At 67.8% G+C, this 19,024-nt stretch carries 16 protein-coding genes; 11 read left to right on the top strand and 5 right to left on the bottom strand.

What is annotated here, in order from left to right:
• The first annotated feature begins 64 nt into the window (after positions 1–64).
• The 5 genes from ACWDMM_RS32060 to ACWDMM_RS32040 all read left to right on the top strand — a co-directional run bounded on the left by ACWDMM_RS32060 (position 65) and on the right by ACWDMM_RS32040 (position 6,367).
• Positions 65–1,369 carry an alanine racemase gene (locus tag ACWDMM_RS32060; RefSeq protein WP_449941274.1) on the top strand — a complete coding sequence of 435 codons (1,305 nt, stop codon included), beginning with the start codon at positions 65–67 and terminating at the stop codon, positions 1,367–1,369.
• Positions 1,370–1,400: 31 nt separating this feature from the next.
• A complete protein-coding gene (locus ACWDMM_RS32055; RefSeq protein WP_195082493.1) occupies positions 1,401–2,432 on the top strand; it encodes a PLP-dependent cysteine synthase family protein in 1,032 nt (343 codons plus the stop codon).
• 79 nt (positions 2,433–2,511) lie between these two features.
• Positions 2,512–3,909 carry an MATE family efflux transporter gene (locus ACWDMM_RS32050; RefSeq protein ID WP_449941272.1) on the top strand — a complete coding sequence of 466 codons (1,398 nt, stop codon included), beginning with the start codon at positions 2,512–2,514 and terminating at the stop codon, positions 3,907–3,909.
• 253 nt (positions 3,910–4,162) lie between these two features.
• Positions 4,163–5,251 (top strand): glycerol dehydrogenase, encoded by a 1,089-nt coding sequence (locus ACWDMM_RS32045; protein WP_357208225.1) that lies wholly within the window; start codon positions 4,163–4,165, stop codon positions 5,249–5,251.
• A 162-nt stretch (positions 5,252–5,413) separates the two neighbouring features.
• On the top strand, positions 5,414–6,367 hold the full coding sequence (locus ACWDMM_RS32040) for a phosphodiesterase (protein WP_195082490.1): 954 nt from the start codon (positions 5,414–5,416) through the stop codon (positions 6,365–6,367).
• Here the strand turns inward: ACWDMM_RS32040 and ACWDMM_RS32035 are convergent.
• Complete coding sequence (locus ACWDMM_RS32035; protein WP_195082489.1) at positions 6,315–7,778, bottom strand: stealth family protein; 1,464 nt, start codon at positions 7,776–7,778, stop codon at positions 6,315–6,317. The two genes, ACWDMM_RS32040 and ACWDMM_RS32035, sit on opposite strands and share 53 nt — an antisense overlap.
• Before the next feature lie 470 nt (positions 7,779–8,248).
• On the opposite strand from ACWDMM_RS32035, the gene ACWDMM_RS32030 reads away from it, so the two are divergent.
• The 6 genes from ACWDMM_RS32030 (at position 8,249) to ACWDMM_RS32005 (ending at position 12,521) form a co-directional block, all read left to right on the top strand.
• On the top strand, positions 8,249–8,704 hold the full coding sequence (locus ACWDMM_RS32030) for a flavodoxin domain-containing protein (RefSeq protein WP_449941256.1): 456 nt from the start codon (positions 8,249–8,251) through the stop codon (positions 8,702–8,704).
• A gap of 142 nt (positions 8,705–8,846) precedes the next feature.
• On the top strand, positions 8,847–9,332 hold the full coding sequence (locus ACWDMM_RS32025) for a hypothetical protein (RefSeq protein ID WP_195082652.1): 486 nt from the start codon (positions 8,847–8,849) through the stop codon (positions 9,330–9,332).
• 64 nt (positions 9,333–9,396) lie between these two features.
• Complete coding sequence (locus ACWDMM_RS32020; RefSeq protein ID WP_195082487.1) at positions 9,397–9,972, top strand: TerD family protein; 576 nt, start codon at positions 9,397–9,399, stop codon at positions 9,970–9,972.
• A gap of 820 nt (positions 9,973–10,792) precedes the next feature.
• Complete coding sequence (locus tag ACWDMM_RS32015; RefSeq protein WP_449941253.1) at positions 10,793–11,431, top strand: hypothetical protein; 639 nt, start codon at positions 10,793–10,795, stop codon at positions 11,429–11,431.
• Positions 11,428–11,757: a hypothetical protein gene (locus ACWDMM_RS32010; RefSeq protein WP_357112172.1), complete on the top strand. Its 330-nt coding sequence runs from the start codon at positions 11,428–11,430 to the stop codon at positions 11,755–11,757. The genes ACWDMM_RS32015 and ACWDMM_RS32010 overlap by 4 nt, the downstream gene beginning before the upstream one ends.
• Complete coding sequence (locus ACWDMM_RS32005; RefSeq protein ID WP_449941250.1) at positions 11,754–12,521, top strand: hypothetical protein; 768 nt, start codon at positions 11,754–11,756, stop codon at positions 12,519–12,521. Before ACWDMM_RS32010 ends, ACWDMM_RS32005 begins: the two co-directional genes overlap by 4 nt.
• 551 nt (positions 12,522–13,072) lie before the next feature.
• On the opposite strand, the gene ACWDMM_RS32000 is transcribed toward ACWDMM_RS32005, so the two are convergent.
• From ACWDMM_RS32000 to ACWDMM_RS31985, 4 genes are all read right to left on the bottom strand, one after another.
• Complete coding sequence (locus tag ACWDMM_RS32000) at positions 13,073–13,396, bottom strand: hypothetical protein (RefSeq protein ID WP_449941248.1); 324 nt, start codon at positions 13,394–13,396, stop codon at positions 13,073–13,075.
• Positions 13,397–13,451: 55 nt separating this feature from the next.
• The gene (locus tag ACWDMM_RS31995; protein WP_449941245.1) at positions 13,452–14,207 is read right to left on the bottom strand and encodes a MazG family protein; all 756 of its coding nucleotides are present in this window, start codon (positions 14,205–14,207) and stop codon (positions 13,452–13,454) included.
• Positions 14,204–17,815 carry a transcription-repair coupling factor gene (mfd, locus tag ACWDMM_RS31990; protein ID WP_195082482.1) on the bottom strand — a complete coding sequence of 1,204 codons (3,612 nt, stop codon included), beginning with the start codon at positions 17,813–17,815 and terminating at the stop codon, positions 14,204–14,206. Before mfd ends, ACWDMM_RS31995 begins: the two co-directional genes overlap by 4 nt.
• Before the next feature lie 230 nt (positions 17,816–18,045).
• Positions 18,046–18,429, bottom strand: coding sequence for a hypothetical protein (locus ACWDMM_RS31985; RefSeq protein WP_449941243.1), 384 nt, complete (start codon positions 18,427–18,429; stop codon positions 18,046–18,048).
• Between the last annotated feature and the right edge of the window lie 595 nt (positions 18,430–19,024).

Below are 19,024 nucleotides of genomic sequence, written 5' to 3'. Positions count from 1 at the left end.
CGTGAGTGTCACCGTGGAGCCGGGGAACGAGGCGGCGGAGCGCGATTCGATCAGCGCCGCGCCGATGCCAGCGCATCTCGATCCGTGGGAGCGCCGCCTGCTCGCCGATCCGGATCTGCTCGGCGACCTGGCTTTCGCGCTGGGCGGCCCGTTCCACGTGATGTATCCGGCGCGGGTCGGGCAGAACATCCGGGCGTTTCGCGCCGCGTTCGCGCACGCCGGGGTGCACGGCGCCATCTACTACGGCAAGAAGGCGAACAAGTCCGCGTGCGTCGCGCGGGCGTGCGCGGAACACGGCGCCGGCGTCGACGTCGCCAGCGTCGGTGAATTGACCGCCGCGCTGGCACAGGGCGTGCGCGGTGACGAACTCATGGTGACCGGCCCGGCCAAGGCCGACGAATTGCTGTGGCTGGCTGCCCGGCACGGCGCGCTGATCGCCGTGGACGATCTCGGGGAACTCGAACGGCTCGCCGGGCTGGCGTTCCCCGACGAGCCCGCCCGCGTGCTGATCCGCGTGCTGCCCGCGGCATCGGCCAGCCGGTTCGGCATGACCTCCGGCGAAATCGATGCCGCCGTCGCGCTGTGCGGCGCACACGAGTCGATTCGACTGGAAGGCTTCAGTTTCCACCTGTCCGGCTACGACGCGGTGGCACGCGCGGAACTGGCGGGCGAGCTGATCGCCCGCTGCCTGCACGCGCGCACCCTGGGCCATCCGGCCACCACCGTGTCGATCGGCGGCGGCTTCGGTGTCGACTACGTCCCGGCGGAGGCCGCGATGGAGTTCACCGCGCGAGTGGACAGGCGGTGGTTCCACTCCGGGAAGTCCTTCGATTCGTATTATCCGTACCACTTTCCGGTGCCCGGCGCGGCCATGCTCGCCCAGATCCTCGACCACGCCGATCTCGCCGGGCGGCTGCGCGACAACGCCGTGCGGCTGGCCATCGAGCCGGGACGCGCGCTGCTCGCGCACGCGGGCTGCACCGTCTTCCGCGTCCAGGGCAGCAAGGTCAGGCACGCGCACGGCGAGCCCTACCGCTTGCTCACCGTCGACGGCACCAGCCTCAGTCTCTCGGAGCAATGGTTCGACAGCGAGTACCTGCCCGATCCGGTCCTGTGGCCCGCGCGCCCCGGCGCCGTGACACCGACCAGCGTCGGCGCGGCCACCTGTCTGGATTCCGACATGCTGAGCTGGCGGCGGGTGCCGCTGCCCCGCCCCGCCGAGGTCGGCGATCTGCTGATCTATCCCAATACCGCCGGCTACCAGATGGATTCGAACGAGTCCGCCTTCCATGAACTGCCCATCCCACCGAAAGTCGTCCTGCACGACGCACCCGGCGAGCGCTTCCGCTGGACACGCGACGGCAACTGACCCGACCACCCGACAGAACCAGGAGACATCAATGCCGCTCGTCACGCGCGTGACGGATCTGATCGGCCGCACGCCGCTGTTCGAGCTCGCGGCCACCGCGACGGGCACTCGCCTGCTACTGAAACTGGAGCAGTTCAACCCGACCGGCGCGGCCAAGATCAGGATGGCGCGCGAGATGGTGCTCGACGCCGAGCGTCGCGGTTTGCTGCGCAGTGGCGGACATATCATCGAGTCCACGTCCGGGAACACCGGGCTGGGCCTGGCGGTAGTCGCGGCGGAACGTGGGTATCGCTTCACCGCAGTGGTCGACCATCACGCATGTAAGGACAAACTGCGCGCGATGCGGGCAATGGGTGCGGAACTGGTGTTCGTCGCCGACGAGGGCGACGACAACCTGGCCACCTCGGCACGGGAGGACCTCGCCGAGGCGATGGCGGCCGAGCGGGACGACGCCTACTTCACCGAGCAGCACAACAACGACGCCAACGCGGTGGGCTACTACCCGGTGGCCGAGGAATTGCTCGAAGACGTCGAGCGCGTCGACATCCTGCTGTCCGCCGTGGGCACCGGAGGCTCGCTGTTCGGCACCGCCACCCGCCTGCGCCAGCTCGGCTGCACGCCGTACGTCATCGGGGTCGAACCGGTCGGCTCGATCGCCTTCGGCGGGCCGGGCGGGCCGTACTGGCAGTCGGGCACCGGCACCCCGCCCGGCGCCACCATCGGCACCGCCGTCGACTATTCGCTGCTGGACGAGGGCGTGAAGGTCACCGACGTGGCGGCCTTCGCGACCGCCCGCGCGGTGGCGGCCGAGCTGGGCCTGATGATCGGCGGGTCTGCGGGCGGTTCGGTGTACGCCGCGCTCACCCGGCTCGAGGAGTTCCCACCGGGCTCCACCGTGGTCACCATCGTGTGCGACGGCGGGGAGAAGTACTTGGACACGGTGTTCGACGACGAGTGGATGAACGAGCGCGACCTGCTGGACGCAGGCACCGAACGCGAGGTGGCGCTGCTGCTGCGGCGCTACACGCCCGCCGCCAGGACCACGTTGGTGGAAGCGCGGTGAAGTCCGGTCGGCCGTACGGTGTGACGCTGCCCCCGCGCGGGACAACTCTCCCGCCCTCTGCGAAGGAGAACCGGTGATCGTGACGAGTTTCCGCGGCGACGGCGGGCGGCTCACCGCGCTCGCGACGCCGATCGCGCTGACCCAGCTCGCCCAGATCGCGGTGTCCACCACCAACATCGCGCTGATGGGCACCCTCGGCGTGCGGCAGGTGGCCGCGGGCGGCCTGGCGATCGTGCTGTTCAACCAGATCCGCACCATGTGCGTCGGACTGATCACCGCCAGCGGCAACCAGATCGCCACCGCGGTGAGCGCGGCGGGCAAGCGCGGTGAGTCGCCGGACCCGGAGATCCGCGATCTGCTGCGCTCCAGCTTCGCGATCGCCACGGTCGCCGGTGTGCTCGGCGGCGCGGTGCTGATCGGGCTCGGCTGGGTGCTGCCCTGGCTCGGGCAGGACCCGGGAGTGCTCGCCGACGCCCGTCCGCTGATGGTGGCGCTCGCGCCGGGGCTGCTGCCGTGCCTGTGGTTCCAGGCGCTGCGCCAGTACACGGTCGGCATGCAACGCCCGCAGGCGCTGTTGCTGGTGACCCTCGGCTCGGTGGTGCTGAATCTGGCGCTCGCCCTCGGCTTCATCCACGGCAAGGGCGGACTGCCCGAACTCGGGCTCACCGGTATCGGGGTCTCGACCTCGCTGGTCTTCCTGATCACCTTCGGCGTGTTCTGGGCGATGGTGTGGCGCGACGACGAACTCGGGCGAACGCTGCCCATGACGCCGCTGCCGGTGCGCCTGTCCACCGTGCGCGCCGAGTTGCGACTCGGCACGCCGATCGCGCTCACCTACGGCTCGGAGGCCGGGATGTTCTCGGTGCTCGCGCTGGTCATGGGCAGTATCGGCCCGGCGGCGCTGGCCGCGCACAACGTCGTCTACCAGATCATCTACATCGTGTTCCAGGTGGCGATCGGCCTCTCGCACGGCGCATCGATCCTGGTCAGTCACGCGGTCGCGCGCGACGAGCACGCGCACGCCCGCGCGCTGGCCTGGCTGGCGCTGCGGCACGCCGCGGTGATCGCCGCGCTGACGGGCGCGGTGTACGTGGTGGCTCCCGACCTGGTGCTGCGCCCCTTCCTGGACTCCTCGGACACCGACACCATCCGCGTGGCGCACACCTTGCTGCTGATCGGCATCGTGCTGCAGTTCTTCGACGCCGCTCAGAACATCGGCACCGGCCTGCTGCGCGGCCTGAAGGCGACCAACGCGGGCTTCCGGCTCTCGCTGATCGGCTACTGGGGCGTCGGCCTGCCCGTCGCCCTGCTCCTGGCCTACCCGGCCGGCCTCGGCGCCGCCGGCGTCTGGTGGGGACTCACCGCGGGCCTGGCCACCACGGCCGTTCTGATGCTGCGCCGCTACTTCGCCCTGCTCGACGAGAAGGAACGCGAACGGCCGCACCTGCTGCCGGAAACATTGACGACCCAGAGCTGAGCAGGTCCTCGCGCTCGCGGGATCGTCGCGGCTGGGGAAGACGTTCCGAGCGCGGCGCGGACCACGCGCTCCGGGCCCGCCGGAAGCGCCGGAGGGCCGAACCCGCACCGGCACCGCAGCACGAAGCGACGCGCCGTGGAGCGCGCGGCGAGTTCCGTCGACCACGGCCGTGGCGACGGAAGCGTCGCGTAGCGTTGAAACGTCGTCGTCGGCCGGGCTCATGACGGTTGCGGCCGGGAGCGGGAGGTGCCGGATGCTCAGCGTGTTCTCCTCACCGGGGCACTACGTGCAGGGCCGGGACGCGACCGCCGCGCTCGGCGCGGAGATGACCCGCCTCGGGATCGGCGGGCCGGTGCTCATCGTGGCCGGTTCCAGCGCCTTCCGGCTGCTCGCGGCCACCTGGGAACGCTCGCTGACGGACGCGAAGATCGCCTATTCGATCCATCTGTCCGGCGGTGAATGCAGCCGGGCGGAGATCGCCCGCATCGCCCACGCCGTCGAGGAATCCGGCAGCACGGTCGTCCTCGGCGCGGGCGGCGGCAAGGTGCTCGACGCGGCGCGCGCGGTCGCCGACGACCTGGATCTGCCGATGATCAGCTGCCCCAGCACCGCCTCCAGCGACGCGCCGTGCAGCGCGCTGTCGGTGATCTACACCGACTCGGGCGAGTTCGAGGCTTATCAGCTGGTGCGGCGCAATCCGGCACTGGTGCTGGTGGACACCTCGGTCGTCGCGCAGGCCCCGCCCCGGCTGCTCGCGGCGGGCATGGGCGACGCGCTGGCGACCTGGTTCGAGGCGCGCACGTGCAGTGCCGCCCAGGTGCGCAACATGCGCGGCGGCGCTTCGACGCGCAGCGCCACCGCGTTGGCCGAGCTCTGCTATCGCACCTTGCTCGCCGACGGGGCGCAAGCGCTGGCCGCGGTCCGCACGCACAGCGTCACACCGGCGCTGGAGCGCGTCGTCGAGGCCAACACGTTGCTGTCCGGGCTCGGCTTCGAATCGTCGGGACTGGCCGCGGCCCATGCCGTGCACAACGGCCTCACCGCCGCCGCGGGAACGCGCCCGTTCCTGCACGGCGAGAAGGTCGCCTTCGGCACCCTCACGCAATTGGTGCTGGAGGGTGCGCCCGCGTCCGAGATCGGCACGGTGCTCGGTTTCTGCGCCGAGGTCGGCTTGCCGACCACGCTGGCCGCCCTCGGACTGCCCGACGCCGACGACGAGACGCTGCGGGCCATCGCGCGCCGCGCGACCGCTCCGGGCGAGACGATCCACAACGAACCCTTCACCGTGAACGTCGCGATGGTCGTGGACGCCCTGCGCGCCGCAGATGCCATCGGCCAGTGACCAATCCCACATCTGCCGCGTTCGCCCAGCGTTCGACACCGAAACCTAACCCTCCCGACGGCGAGTCTTCACCGAATGCCGGGAAACCTGTCCGTAACCGGCGCTATCGTGGCGACGGAGTCAAGCCAATGGCGGGCAACCCGCCGGGAGGGATTCGGTCCGGTGTCCATCACCAGAGTCGCGGAGTATCCGCGTCCGGATCACGTGTTGTTCCACTTCAGCGACACACATCTCATCGCGGGCGACGACCCCTTGTACGGCGATGTCGACCCCGACCTGCGATTACGGCAGCTACTCGAACAGGCGGCGGCGAGCCGTATCCGCCCGACCGCGGTGGTGTTCACCGGCGATCTCACCGACCGAGGCGAGCCCGCCGCGTACGCCAAGCTGAAGTCGATCGTCGAGCCGTTCGCCAGAAGTTTGCAGACCTCCCTCGTCTGGGTGACCGGCAACCACGACGACCGCGCCGCCCTGCGCGCCCGCCTGCTCGGCGAGTACCCCACGACTTCCCCGCTGGACCGGGTGCACCTGATCGACGGGCTGCGCATCGTCGCCTTGGACACCTCGGTGCCGGGGCACCACTACGGGGAGATCTCCGACGGCCAGCTGGAATGGCTGCGCTCGGTCCTGGCCGAACCCGCGCCATTCGGCACCATCCTGGCCATGCACCATCCGCCGGTGCCCTGCGTGGTCGACCTGGCCGTCACCGTGGAACTGCGGGATCAGCGCCGCCTGGCCGACGTGCTGGACGGCACCGACGTGCGTGCCATCCTCGCCGGGCACCTGCACTTCTCCACCAACGCCACGTTCGCGGGCATCCCCGTCTCGGTGGCGTCGGCCACCTGCTACAGCCAGGATCTCGGCGTGGCGCAGGGCGGCCTGCGCGGCCGGGACGGCGCGCAGGCCTTCAACTACGTGCACATCTATCCGGACACCGTGGTGCACTCGGTGGTGCCCATCGAGCGCGGTCGCACGGTCGGCGCGCCCGCCACGCCGGAGCAGGCGCGGCAGCGGCTGACGGAGGAAGGCATCGTGATCCCGCCGGCCGCGCGCATTCCGCACGTCATGCGGCGCCCTGCGTCGACTCCGGAAGCGGATGACGAGGCGGTGTGCTGAGCCGTTCCCACGGTCCCGGTTCCGGGTAGTACCTGGCGAGGAACTCCGACACGATCCGCACCCGTTCGGATTCGGCGACCTCGGGGAAACTGCCGTCGTTGAGGCAGAAGAAGTCGACGTCGCGATGACGCGCCAACCCGTCGAGCAGGGCCAGCCCGCCGTAGCTCGTGGTGTCGACGTACCGCACCTTCGCCGCCTCCTGCGGCACCGCGCGCCCGGTGAACAGCGCGTAGTAGTGATACAGCGAATTGGTGACCGAGATGTCGGTGGCCGCGCGGAACCGGCTCGCGCTCGTGCGCGCGAAATCCGCGGCGAACTCCTCTTCCATCTCCATGAGCACGCTGCGCCGCAACGGCACCGGCGTGTGCTCCAGGTGCCGCGTGATGACGTAACCGAAGCGCTCCGCCAGCAGCGCCCGGTTCACCCGCGCGGCGTTCTCGAAACCGCTGCGCCGCTCGTTGTTGCGACCGGGACCGATCCTCGTGTCCGCTTCGATGAAGCGGCTCACCCCGCCCGGCGTGAAGAACATCGACGGGCGCACCGGACGCGCGAAGAACATGTCGTCGTTGGAGTACAGGAAGTGCTCGCTGAGCCCATCGATGTGCTGCAACTGGCACTCCACCGCGTGCGAGTTGAACACCGGCAAGCCGCTGACGTCGCGGAAGTGGTCCACCGCCCGCACCACGGTCACCTTCGGGTGCGCCGTCAGCCACTCCGGGGGCGTGGAGTCGGTCGCGATGAAGATCCTGCGGATCCACGGCGCGTTCTTGTGCACCGACCGCAGAGCGTACTTCAGTTCGTCGATCTGGCGGATCCTGGCGTCCGCGTCGTCGCCCTCGCCGACCACGACCTGGGCGAGCATCCCGGCGCGGCGGGCGCGGAATTCCGGATCGGAGCCGTCCACCCAGGAGAACACCAGGTCGATGTCGAAGCCGACGTCACCGGTCTGTGGCGCGAACATGTCGGCCAGGGTGGGCCAGGTCCGGTCGAACAGCCGCACCTGGGTGCGCTGGACGTCGGCGAGGTCGAAAACGGTGCGGGTCAGCGCGTTCGGGCGCGGACAGGTCACCGTGTCGCCGTGGTACTCCCACAGTTCCAGCTCGACGTGATGGGCCGGATCGTGGTCGCGCCCGAGCCGGAAGACGTTCTGCTGCACCTCGGCACAGGAGAATCCCGCCGACACGGCCGTGGCGGTCACCCGGCGCACCATCAGGCGGTGCGCCGCGTCGGCCGCGAGCACCAGCCGGTGCCCGCTGTCGCGCACGAGCAGGAACGGCACCTCCGCCGCGGCCAGCTCCGCGCGCAGATAGGCCAGATCCTCGATCATCGCGGCGGACACGGCGAGATTGCTCGCCATGGGCCGCGTGACCATCTCCACCGCCCCCGAATTCACTGCTCCCCTGTCCATCATGACTGCCTCACTTCCGTCGAACCGCCGGTCTGTCGTTCCGTCCGGGGCACCGCGCCGAGCGGCGATCCGTCGATGCCGTGGCATCGACGTGCGCGGACCGCGCGCCTGGCGCGGTGACATTCAGAAGTGGGGGAGGCTGCCGAAGCGCGGGTACGAATTGATCACCCGGTATGCAGACGACTGGTAGACCATTTCGTTTCACCTCACTCACGGCCGGACGCGCATGGCGTCGTCAATGGAAGCGCTGCACTCGTGCGGGAACGATCGAAGGGCACGGGCGGCAGTCGCACGCCGGACGGTCATCGGCCGGCTGAATTGGTCTGCCCAGGAAACTCCGGGCACCTCTACGAATGATGCAACGCGTTCGACATTCCGTCAATCAGTGCAGCTGTGGCTCCTACCCGGGCGTAGCACACACTCCGCAATGCGGTTAGGATAGCCTCACCAATATAAGAGGAAGGGTTGTGCCGGTGCGCGTCGTCATTCTGTTCGGAACCGAGATGGGCACCGCGGAGTCCGCGGCCGACAGCATCGCCGAGCAACTGCGCGAGGCGCACGACGTCTCGGTGCACGACATGACGGACTTCGACATCGCGGATCTGGACGTCCGCGACTTCCACGTCGTCGTGTGCTCGACCTACGGCGACGGCGAGCTGCCGACCGGCGCCGAACCCTTCGCCGACGCGCTCGACCGCGACACCCCGGATCTCAGCGGCCTGCGCTTCGCCGTCTTCGGGCTCGGCGACATCGTGTACGGCGACACATTCAACCGTGGCGGCGAGATCATCGCCGAGAAGCTGACCGCACGCGGCGCCGTCCAGGTGGGCGAGCACGCGCGACACGACGCGTCAACGGAGGTCCGCGTCCGGGACATGGCCCGGGAATGGGCGGCGGCGCTGGACATTCCCGCCCTGGTCGCGGCCTGACCGGATCCGGGTACGGCCCCACGGGCACCGGAAAGCGGTCCGGACAAAGCGCCCAGCGCCAGCGCACAAGGGGCACAGCGTCTTAGACTGCTATCAAGCGCGGTACAGCCCGCCGCGCTCGACGATCCATGAGGTGACGAAGATGGCAGCCGGAGCGAGCCCCGCCCAACGTCAGCACAACTCGACAGATCATCCCGAGCTGGACGTACTGCCGGAATGGCCGCTGGAGACGATCGGCGTGCTGGTGACCACCGACCCTGCGCCGCACGCGATTCCGGTGTCCTGGCCCGTGCGGGCCGGTGACCGGCGCATCTTGATCAGCCTGAAGCACGACCGCGGCTCGCTGGCGCGGCTGCGCGAGCAGCCCGAGGTGGCGCTGCTGATCCTCGGCGGCGGCAACGTGGCGATGTGCGCCAGGGGCACCGCGCACGTGGTCGCCGAGCGGATGCCCGACGCCGACGACTACGTCGCCGTCCGCATCGACGTCGACGTCATCGATGATCACCGCCAGTCGGCTTTCGCGGTCGTGCAAGGCATCCAGCGCACCGTGCTGGACGACGAGAGCGAACTGCGCGCGCTGCGCGGCCGGGTCGACACCCTGCGTTCCTGGGCAGACCACCAGAACTGAATCGGCCCGGCGTTCCCGGGAGCAGAGAAGAGGCGGCACCGGCCGTGCCGCGCGGAAGGGGATCATGAGCGTCACTCTGGCCAAAGGCGGCAACGTCTCGCTGTCGAAGCAGGCCGCTAATCTCACCAAGGTGTCGGTGGGGCTCGGCTGGGACGTGCGCACCACCACCGGCGCCGACTACGACCTCGACGCCAGCGCGCTCGCCTGCGGACCGAACCTGAAGGTGCTGTCCGATCAGCATTTCGTCTTCTACAACAACCTGCGCTCGCCCGACGGCTCCATCGAGCACACCGGCGACAACCTCACCGGCGCGGGCGAAGGAGACGACGAGGTGATCAACGTCGACCTCACCGCCGCTCCCCCGAGCATCACCAACATCTTCTTCCCGGTGTCCATCCACGACGCCGACGCCCGCGGCCAGTCGTTCGGCCAGATCCGCAACGCCTTCATCCGCGTCGTCGACGCCGCCACGGGCGTGGAACTGGCCCGCTACGATCTCACCGAAGACGCCTCCACCGAAACGGCCATGATCTTCGGCGAGCTCTACCGCCACAACAACGAGTGGAAGTTCCGCGCCATCGGCCAGGGCTACGCCTCCGGCCTCGCGGGCATCGCCAGGGACTACGGCGTCAACGTCTGAGCGTTCGATCCTGTTTCGCCGCACGGGTCTTCCGGCCGGTGACCTATCGGCACCGAGAACCGGAGGACCCGCGCGCAACGTCGAGTGCCTACAACTCTCGGCTATCGCGCGGCAGATCGCCGCTCTCGCGCCTACGACTGAGAAACCTTGCTCGCGATAACTCCAGCGGTAAGCGCGTCCCATCCGGCCGGAAATAAGATCAGCGCCGAGCCGGTGGACCCCTTTGAGTCGTGGGCTCGACACCGCGTCTGCAAGTTCTTCCCGCGCATCCTGGGAGAAGTGTTGCTGCGCGGAAGCTCCACGGCGCTCTCGTCCATCGACCGGCCGAGCTGGTCCATGGCAGTGAGCCGAGCCAGGAGGAGGAGGAACCGCCGCCCTCCCCAGCGGCTGCGCACCGGGACCGTAGGGGAACAATTCGCCGTCGCCTTACCGTACGACGACACCATCTCCGACCTCACCGCTGGCCGACGCCGCTTAACAAGCACTTTTAGCCAGCGTGCCGTGCCGACACACCCAGAAACCAGGTCCGACGCAGGCAGCCAGCCCGACTGCTTGCCGCTTCCGCCAATAGGGCGGTAATGTCTCTCCGCGTGCAAATAGGGGGAGCAGCCGGATTCTCGTACTCGCATCCAATCGGCTGTCGAAGTCGACCGGACGCAGCGACCTTCTGTATCGACGTTCGGCCGGGCGCGCCGGCCTTCGGGGGACATCCTGGACTACCACTCGCGCCGATCCTCATTTTCCCAGAAATGCATGGCCACGGCTACGGCCGCGTTCCGGGACCACCGTACCATCTCGAACGCATATTCATAGGAGGATCATGGCCCAATATCGAAGTTACGATGGAGATCCCCGGATCGAGCACACAGGAGCATCCGTTACTTACATACCGACCAAGCCGTCGAGCTTTGTGAAGATACAGGTGGGCGAAGACTGGTTGCCGACCGACTTGAAATTGAGTAATGGCTGGAAAGACGCTTTTGGCGTTTCACAGTACAGCGAATCTATCATGACCGCATATCAGTACTCGGTTTTCGAGCGGTCCGTCCATATAATCGAAGCCGGCGGTCAGGGTTCTCGGACTATACCGTCATTACGAGAAATCTTTCCGACACTTCTTCGCACACGGACGTACTCCGAATGTATGCACACCCTTGAACAGGCTATGGGAGGTGCCACCTACACCGCTCATGGACAGGGATGGAATGAGTTCGATGAGCCAGCGATCACGGTCGAAGCAAACAGTTCCGGACTAATCGGGATATCAATCGATCCCGACTGGTCGATTTCAGCGGACTCTTTCACGATCGCCTACGACATCCTGGACTGCTGTAGACAGATTCGGGCCATGCGCCCCGCGATGTCAGCCGATCCACAGCTCGACCGACACTCTGACGACGAATTAGCCGAGAGATTTGTCAGCCACGTGAAGATACTATTTCGGGACGAGTACCTATGACAGATATAGCGGTAGAAGCAGAACTTCTCGAACGACTTTCCAGAGCTTGGTCCAAGGAAGTCAAGAGCGCACTGAATCAGGCGGCGGGCCGGATAGACAGCCTCAAGTTCTCCAGGCTTCAAGCTGGAATTTTTCAGATCCCGTGGAACAACTACATCCTAACAGCAAATTACCTGCAAGAAAGACTGCGCGAAGGCGCGGCACAAGCTGAGCGGATCGGCGAAGCACTTCACAAAACCGCAGTGAGCTTCGATCAGCAGGACGCCAACCGAGCCGAGGATACGCGGCAGGCGATGCAGCACGGGGAAATGGATTTCTCGATATGACAGAAACGGTTACGAAAGAAAAGCTCGACGACGCTGTCGAAAGGTTCCGGCATCAACTCGATGAGTGGAAGAAGATGCCAGATAAGATAAACGATACTGTCGACAATCTGAAATGGTATCAACCGGCAGTGTGGGCTTTTGTAACCCCTAAGCGCGATGCCGCCCAGGAATGGCTGCAGAAACTTCTGGAAAAGATGGAGGAGGCGCACGAAGGAATCCAAGCACCATTCACCTTCATCGAGTATGCCGCTGAGTGGCAGTCGGTCGCCTCCACCATTCGTGGAGCAGGAAATGAAGAAGGCCGGCCCGAGTTGAGCTTGGACGGCCACTGGACCGGAGTCGCGAAGGACAGATTTGCGGCGTCGAAGTCAAGCCAAGAGAAGGCGATGACGACGGCCGATGACATGGCCAAGAAGGTTCACGATAATCTACTTACCCTCGCCACCTCGGGATGGGAGTTGTACAAAACCATTGCCGACGAACTGACAGGATTCCTCGCGTCACTTGTCACCGCGCTGGAGCAGACAGGTTCCGTGGCACTCGCGTATCAAGGTGCCCCCAACCTGGTCGCGGTAACCAATGCGGCATTTGTGCTCGTCGAGAAAACGCTGACGGCCACCGTCGGTCAGGTTCGGACACAAATGATCATCGCCAACGAGTTCAAGGACATTGCCACCAACCCATGGGGATTCCCAGGAGATAGATGGCCGGATTCGGTTTCTGCGACCTTCAACGAGCCCAAGGACTGGAAAGTGGCCGAATGACCAGCGAACGAATCAGGGCCGTGGGAAACCGGACGATGCGGACAGCCGTCGCATCATGTCTGGCCGTTGGGATTCTGACGACTCTTGGTTGCACCGGCCGAGGCGAGCCATCGCAAAGGTCGTCGGGTGGGGCCCCATCGACTGCTGCGACGGCCTGCTACCCGGATGCGCGAATTCCGGACGCGGATCTTGCGGCGATCATGGACGGGTTGCAACTGCCACCGGGCGCACAGGTGGTCACCGGTACGGTCAACCCGTCGAACGCAAGCCCGAACAGGGTCGTTGTCTCCATCCAGCTTTGCGTGCCGAGTTCCGTTGGTTCGGAGGCTCTCCGGCCGTTAGCGACCGACGTTGCGCACGCCTTGAAGAAGACAGAGCTCGGCTCACGTACAGCCGTTTTGTATGTGAGCGATAGGAATCCGAAGTACACCGAGGAAGAAGGAAAGCTCCGTGACGGGGAGTTTCAGGCGCATTCGTGGGATGGGACGCTGCCACGTGATGCTGAACTCGGGACGTGGGAGGCCGTGGGAGGTTGATCTCGGTTATTTCGCTCAACCGCAGCAGAACGGGTCGTCGCAGGGGGCGCCTGCTTCGCTGCCGTAGGCGCTGAAGTGCTGGATCGGGCTCAGGATTCGGTCGGTGGTGGCGGGGTCGAGGGGTGGGGCGAATCGGGGGCTCGGGCGGTCCCAGGTGGATGGGACGTCGTCGATGTCGAAGCGGGGGGCGCCGTCGACGAACAGGGTCCATAGTGGGTGGTCGGGGAAGCCGTTGATTCGCAGGACCCACCATTGGCCGTCTACGTGGGCGGCGACGGGGAATTTGCCGTTGCCGGTTGATTGCCATTGTGGTCGGGCGTTCAGTTCGGGATACGGCATTCTTCCAGTGTCCCCTGGTACGGACGACCGCGCGGATGTGACCGCAGGCGGGTTCCTACTCCCAGAAGGCGCGCCAATCCTCCGCGGTGAGCGGAAGACGTTCGCCGCGTTCCTTTTCCGCGGCATCCTCGGCCGCTCGGATGGCGGCGGCGAAGGTCAGCGTCGCTTTGCGGAGGCGTTCTTCGGCGCTTTCCGGGCCGCCGAGATGGACGACGCGGAGGGCTTCGGGAACCAGGTCGGGTGGGAGGCCCGCTTTGGTGCTGCGGGAGACGACCTTCTCGGCGAGAGCCAAAGCAGGTTGAGCCATGGCTATGCCGTCCAGGCAGGAGCGGCGGGATTTCTCGGCGGATTTGCGCTCTTCCCAAGCACGCTCCTGGGCGGCGATCTTCTCGGCCACCGAGGCGTCGGGATCGATCGCGGAGTCCACCAGGTGCGGGCTGCGGTTGACCAGCTTGGCGACCAGCGCGGCCGCGACGTCATCGACGGTGAATTCGCCTGCGGCCTCCGCGATCCGGGAGTGGAACAGCACTTGCAGCAGCAGGTCGCCGAGTTCTTCCTTGATCGTCTCGGCATCCTCGTGCTGGATGGCGTCGAGCAGTTCGTAGGTCTCCTCGAGCAGGTAGGGGCGCAGCGAGTCGTGGGTCTGGGTGACCTCCCAGCCGCCGAAATGCCAGAGGCGGTCCATGACCTCGACCGCTCCGGCCAGCCCCGCCGCGACCACCGCCGTGTCGGTGCGCGGCTCCGATTCCCCGTCGTGCGCCGCGCGATGACGGGCAGCCCGCAGGACGGACTCGTCGCGGATCGAACTCATCGCGGCGCCATCTCGGCGGCGACGGTGAGATCGACCGCTCCCTGCGCCTTCCCGTCCAGCGCCAGCAACAGATCAGCGACGAATTGCAGCAGCACGACATCGCGCACGCGCTCCGCCCCGACGCTGTCCTGCACGCGCGGCAGCGGAAGCTGCACCACCCCGGACGCGGCCCGGTAACCCGCGCTCGGATAGAGCCGCTTGAGGCGCAACTGCTTGGAATCGGGCAGGTGCAGCGGCGAGATCTTCAAGGTGGTCCCGGTGACCGCGATCTCGGTGACCTCGTACTCGCGGGCGAGCAGCCGCAACTTGGCCACCGACACCAGGCGGCCCACCTCCACCGGCAACGGGCCGTACCGGTCGACGAGTTCCTCCACGACCTGCGCCAGCGCCGAATCATCCTGCGCGGCGGCGAGTTTGCGGTATGCCTCCAAGCGCAGCCGGTCGCTGGCGATGTAGTCGGGCGGGATGTGCGCGTCGACGGGCAGGTCGATGCGCACCTCCTTGACCTCTTCGGTGGTGATCGGCTTGCCGTCCGCCGCGGCGCGATACGCCTCGACGGCCTCCCCGACCAACCGCACGTAGAGGTCGAAACCGACGCCGGCGACGTGACCGGACTGTTCGGCGCCGAGCACGTTGCCCGCGCCGCGGATCTCCAGGTCCTTCATCGCGACCGCCATGCCCGCGCCCAGATCGGAGTTCTGCGAGATGGTGGCCAGCCGGTCGTAGGCGGTCTCGGTGAGCGGCTTCTCCGGCGGATACAGGAAATACGCGTAGCCGCGTTCCCGGCTGCGCCCGACCCGGCCGCGCAGCTGATGCAACTGCGAAAGGCCCAGCGCGTCGGCGCGTTCCACGATCAGGGTGTTGGCGTTGGAGATGTCCAGGCCGGTCTCGATGATCGTGGTGCACACCAGCACGTCGTATTCGCGCTGCCAGAAGCCCTGTACGGTGGACTCCAACGCGTCCTCGTTCATCTGGCCGTGCGCGACCACCACGCGTGCCTCGGGCACCAGATCGCGAATCCGCTTGGCCGCCTTGTCGATCGACGACACCCGGTTGTGCACGTAGAACACCTGGCCGTCGCGCAGCAGTTCGCGCCGGATCGCGGCGGTGACCTGCTTGTCGTTGTAGGCGCCCACGTAGGTGAGCACGGGATGACGCTCCTCCGGCGGGGTGAGGATGGTCGACATCTCGCGGATTCCGGCCAGGCTCATCTCCAGGGTGCGCGGGATCGGGGTGGCCGACATGGTGAGCACGTCGACGTGCGTGCGCAGCGCCTTGATGTGCTCCTTGTGTTCGACGCCGAACCGCTGTTCCTCGTCGACCACGACGAGACCGAGGTCCTTCCAGCGCACGCCGGTCTGCAACAGCCGGTGCGTGCCGACCACGATGTCGACGCTGCCGTCGGCCATGCCTTCCAGCACCGCGCGGGCCTCGGCCGGGTCGGTGAAGCGGGACAGGCCCTTCACGGTGATCGGGAAACCCGCGACGCGCTCGGTGAAGGTCTGCAAGTGCTGCTGGGCGAGCAGCGTGGTCGGCACCAGCACGACGACCTGCTTGCCGTCCTGCACCGCCTTGAACGCCGCGCGCACCGCGATCTCGGTCTTGCCGTAGCCGACATCGCCGCAGACCACGCGGTCCATCGGGACCGGCTTCTCCATGTCCGCCTTCACCTCGGCGATGGCGGTCATCTGATCGACGGTCTCGGTGAACGCGAACGCGTCCTCCATCTCCTTCTGCCACGGCGTGTCCGGCCCGAAGGCGTGGCCGGGCGCCGCCTGGCGTGCGGCGTACAGCTGCACGAGCTCGCCCGCGATCTCGCGAACGGCCTTGCGCGCCTTGCGTTTGGTGTTGGCCCAGTCCGAGCCGCCGAGCTTGGACAGGCTGGGCATCTCGCCGCCGACGTAGCGGGACAGCTGGTCCAGCGACTCCATCGGCACGAACAGCCGGTCGCCGGGCTGGCCGCGTTTACTCGGCGCGTACTCGATCACCAGGTACTCGCGGCGCGCGCCGCCGACGGTGCGCTCGATCATCTCCACGAACTTGCCGATGCCGTGCTGGTCGTGCACCACCATGTCACCCGCGCTCAACGCCAGCGGATCGACCTGGTTGCGGCGTTTCGCGGGCATCCGCTTGCCCTCGGTGGGCGCGGTGACGCGGTTGCCGGTGAGGTCGGATTCGGCGACAACCACCAGACCCGCGCCCTCGAAGACCAGGCCGTCGTGCAGCGAACCGCACAGCACGCCCACCACGCCCTCGTTCGGTTCCGCGCCGGCGTCCAGCGCGGCGGCGGGCACTTCCGCCTCCGCCAGCCGTTCCATGATGCGCTGCGCGGTGCCGTGACCGGCGACGACCACCACCGCCTTGCCGCCGGTGAGCACGTGGGCGCGCAACGAGGCGAACATGGTCGCCACCAGTTCGTCGGACCCGCGCGCGGCCGGGCCGGGCAGGACGGGCAGCACGACCTCCGACGCATCCCCTGAGGCGAGCGGGCTCAGCGTCCACCAAGGCAGACTTTGCCGGTCGGCGTCGGCGTGCACCTCGGGCAGCGGGCGGTAAGCCGAGGCGGCCAGGTCGAGCCCATGCCCGCCGAGCGGCGCGGCGCCGCCGAACGAGGCCGCGGTCCAGGAGGCCTCCAGGAATTCTTCGCCGGTGCGCACCAGGTCGGCCGCGCGGGTCCGGATCTTTTCCGGATCGCACAGCAGTATGTGGGTTCCCTCCGGCAGCACCTCGGTGAGCAGGCACAACTGTCCGGGTTGCAGCACAGGCAGCAGCGCTTCCATGCCCTCGACCGGGATGCCCTGCGCCAGCTTCTCCAGCATCTCCACCAGCGCCGCGTCGGCCGCGTTGGCGACGGCGACCTCGGCGGCGCGCTCGCGCACCTCGGGGGTGAGCAGCAGTTCCCGGCACGGCGTGGCGACCACGACGTCCACCGCGACGTCGGGCAGCGAGCGCTGGTCGGCGACGGAGAACGGTCGCAGCTCGGTGATCTCGTCGCCCCAGAACTCCACGCGCACCGGATGGTCGGCGGTGGGCGGGAAGACGTCCAGGATGCCGCCGCGCACCGCGAACTCGCCGCGTTTGCCCACCATGTCGACGCGGGTGTAGGCGAATTCGACCAGTCGCGTGAGCAGTTCGTCGAAGTCCAGCTCGGCGCCGACGCGCAGCACGACCGGCTCGATATCGCCGAGCCCGCCCGCCATCGGCTGCATCAGCGACCGCACCGTGGTCACCACCACGCGCAGCGGCGCGGGGAAATGCGGGTCGTCGGGGTGCGCGATCCGGCGCAGCACTTCGAGCCTGCGTCCCACCGTGTCCGCGCCCGGCGAGAGCCGCTCGTGCGGCAGCGTCTCCCAGGACGGGAACTGCGCGACCGCAGGGCCGAGCATCTCCACCAGCTCGACGGTCAGGTCGTCTGCCTCCCGCCCCGTGGCCGTGACCACCACCAACGGCCGCTCGGCGGCCATACGGGACGCGACGAACGGCCGCACCGCCGACGGCGCGACCAACTCGACCGACGACGTGCCGATCAGCTCCGCGACGGTCCGCAGCGAGGCATCGGCACCGGCCGCGGCGGCCAGTCCCGCCAACGGGGGGCGGTGGGTGGACATCGACAACTCCTGAGCGCAGGCGACACGTTTCGAGCGGCCAACCGAGTCTAGTGAAGCGCGCATCCCGTTTCTCCAGCGCCCGCGCCGCCGCGAGGAGACTGCCGCCCCTGCCCTGCGCCGGAGCGACCATCCGCGACCGATTTCGTCGCCGACACGGCCGCCCTCCGGCTCCCGCCGGCGGTAAAGCGAGCCCCCAAGACCTCGCCCGACCCACACTGCGGGGGCCTGCTTCACCAGAGGTGCAGGAAACTCCGGACGTCATCGAGCCCGTCGAGTGCCCGCCCGTCCACGTCCGACGGATCCGCCTCGGCACGTGCCGCCAAGGAGCGCGCCAACGCGACGGACTCATCGCTGAGCCGCCCGAACCGCCGAGCGGTATGTCCCAGGCACAGCCCGGCCAGCCCGCGCAGAGGGCTTCCGGAAACAGCTCGCGTTCCGACCTGCACGCACCAGTGCTCGACGAACTCCCGATCGTCGTCGTTCAAGGCGCTGCCCACCAGAGCATCCGCCGCCTCGCCCTCGTACGCCCGGTCTCCGAGCGCCCGCTCCAATACCGCGATCACCACCTCATGCGGCAGAGCCGGAGGATTGTGGAAGGTCCGATGCAGATGCATGCCGCGAGATTACCCATCCCTCGGGCCCGGCCCCGTGACTCGACAGCCGAACGTTGCCCCGACACGGGCACCAGCGCAACCCACACAAACCGAACCCTCGGCGTTTAGCGAAATGAACCAAGCGCCATTCGCGCCCGCCCACATTCCCACGTCCACCGCCCACACAGAGCGACCACCGACCAACGCGCGCCCTATGCCGAGCTCGGCAACCGTCGCACCCAGCGCACCGCAACCACGTCTTACGAGCGAAGCGCGACCGAGTCTGTTCCGCTCGCGGCCCGGCTCGCGTCCGAGCGGCCGCCGCGCACGCGACACAAGGAGTAAGCGACAGCAAGGCCGACACCAGCCACTACACCGCGCACACCGTGCAGCGAGCCTCGGCACCAACGTACCCAGCGCACCGCCACACCCGGTTTCGAGCGAAGCGAGACCGAGCATCCGCCGTTCGCGGCCCGGCTCGCGTCCGAGTGGCCGCCGCGTCCGCGACGAAGGAGCAAGCAACAGCAAGGCCGACACCAGCCACTACACCGCGCACACCGTGCAGCGAGCCTCGGCACCAACGTACCCAGCGCACCGCCACACCCGGTTTCGAGCG

The organism is Nocardia sp. NPDC003726 (assembly GCF_053586955.1).
Note: the sequence above shows the minus strand (reverse complement) of the source record. Positions and strands in the feature narration are given on the sequence as shown.

Bases quoted from the DNA above. Each gene is read 5' to 3' on its own strand.
- ACWDMM_RS32020 (WP_195082487.1), top strand. From the start codon at position 9,397: ATGAGCGTCACTCTGGCCAAAGGCGGCAACGTCTCGCTGTCGAAGCAG.
- ACWDMM_RS32055 (WP_195082493.1), top strand. From the start codon at position 1,401: ATGCCGCTCGTCACGCGCGTGACGGATCTGATCGGCCGCACGCCGCTG.
- ACWDMM_RS32035 (WP_195082489.1), bottom strand. From the start codon at position 7,778: ATGATGGACAGGGGAGCAGTGAATTCGGGGGCGGTGGAGATGGTCACG.
- ACWDMM_RS32015 (WP_449941253.1), top strand. From the start codon at position 10,793: ATGGCCCAATATCGAAGTTACGATGGAGATCCCCGGATCGAGCACACA.
- ACWDMM_RS32045 (WP_357208225.1), top strand. From the start codon at position 4,163: ATGCTCAGCGTGTTCTCCTCACCGGGGCACTACGTGCAGGGCCGGGAC.
- ACWDMM_RS32060 (WP_449941274.1), top strand. From the start codon at position 65: ATGCCAGCGCATCTCGATCCGTGGGAGCGCCGCCTGCTCGCCGATCCG.
- ACWDMM_RS32025 (WP_195082652.1), top strand. From the start codon at position 8,847: ATGGCAGCCGGAGCGAGCCCCGCCCAACGTCAGCACAACTCGACAGAT.
- mfd (WP_195082482.1), bottom strand. From the start codon at position 17,815: ATGTCCACCCACCGCCCCCCGTTGGCGGGACTGGCCGCCGCGGCCGGT.
- ACWDMM_RS32000 (WP_449941248.1), bottom strand. From the start codon at position 13,396: ATGCCGTATCCCGAACTGAACGCCCGACCACAATGGCAATCAACCGGC.
- ACWDMM_RS32010 (WP_357112172.1), top strand. From the start codon at position 11,428: ATGACAGATATAGCGGTAGAAGCAGAACTTCTCGAACGACTTTCCAGA.
- ACWDMM_RS32005 (WP_449941250.1), top strand. From the start codon at position 11,754: ATGACAGAAACGGTTACGAAAGAAAAGCTCGACGACGCTGTCGAAAGG.
- ACWDMM_RS31985 (WP_449941243.1), bottom strand. From the start codon at position 18,429: ATGCATCTGCATCGGACCTTCCACAATCCTCCGGCTCTGCCGCATGAG.
- ACWDMM_RS31995 (WP_449941245.1), bottom strand. From the start codon at position 14,207: ATGAGTTCGATCCGCGACGAGTCCGTCCTGCGGGCTGCCCGTCATCGC.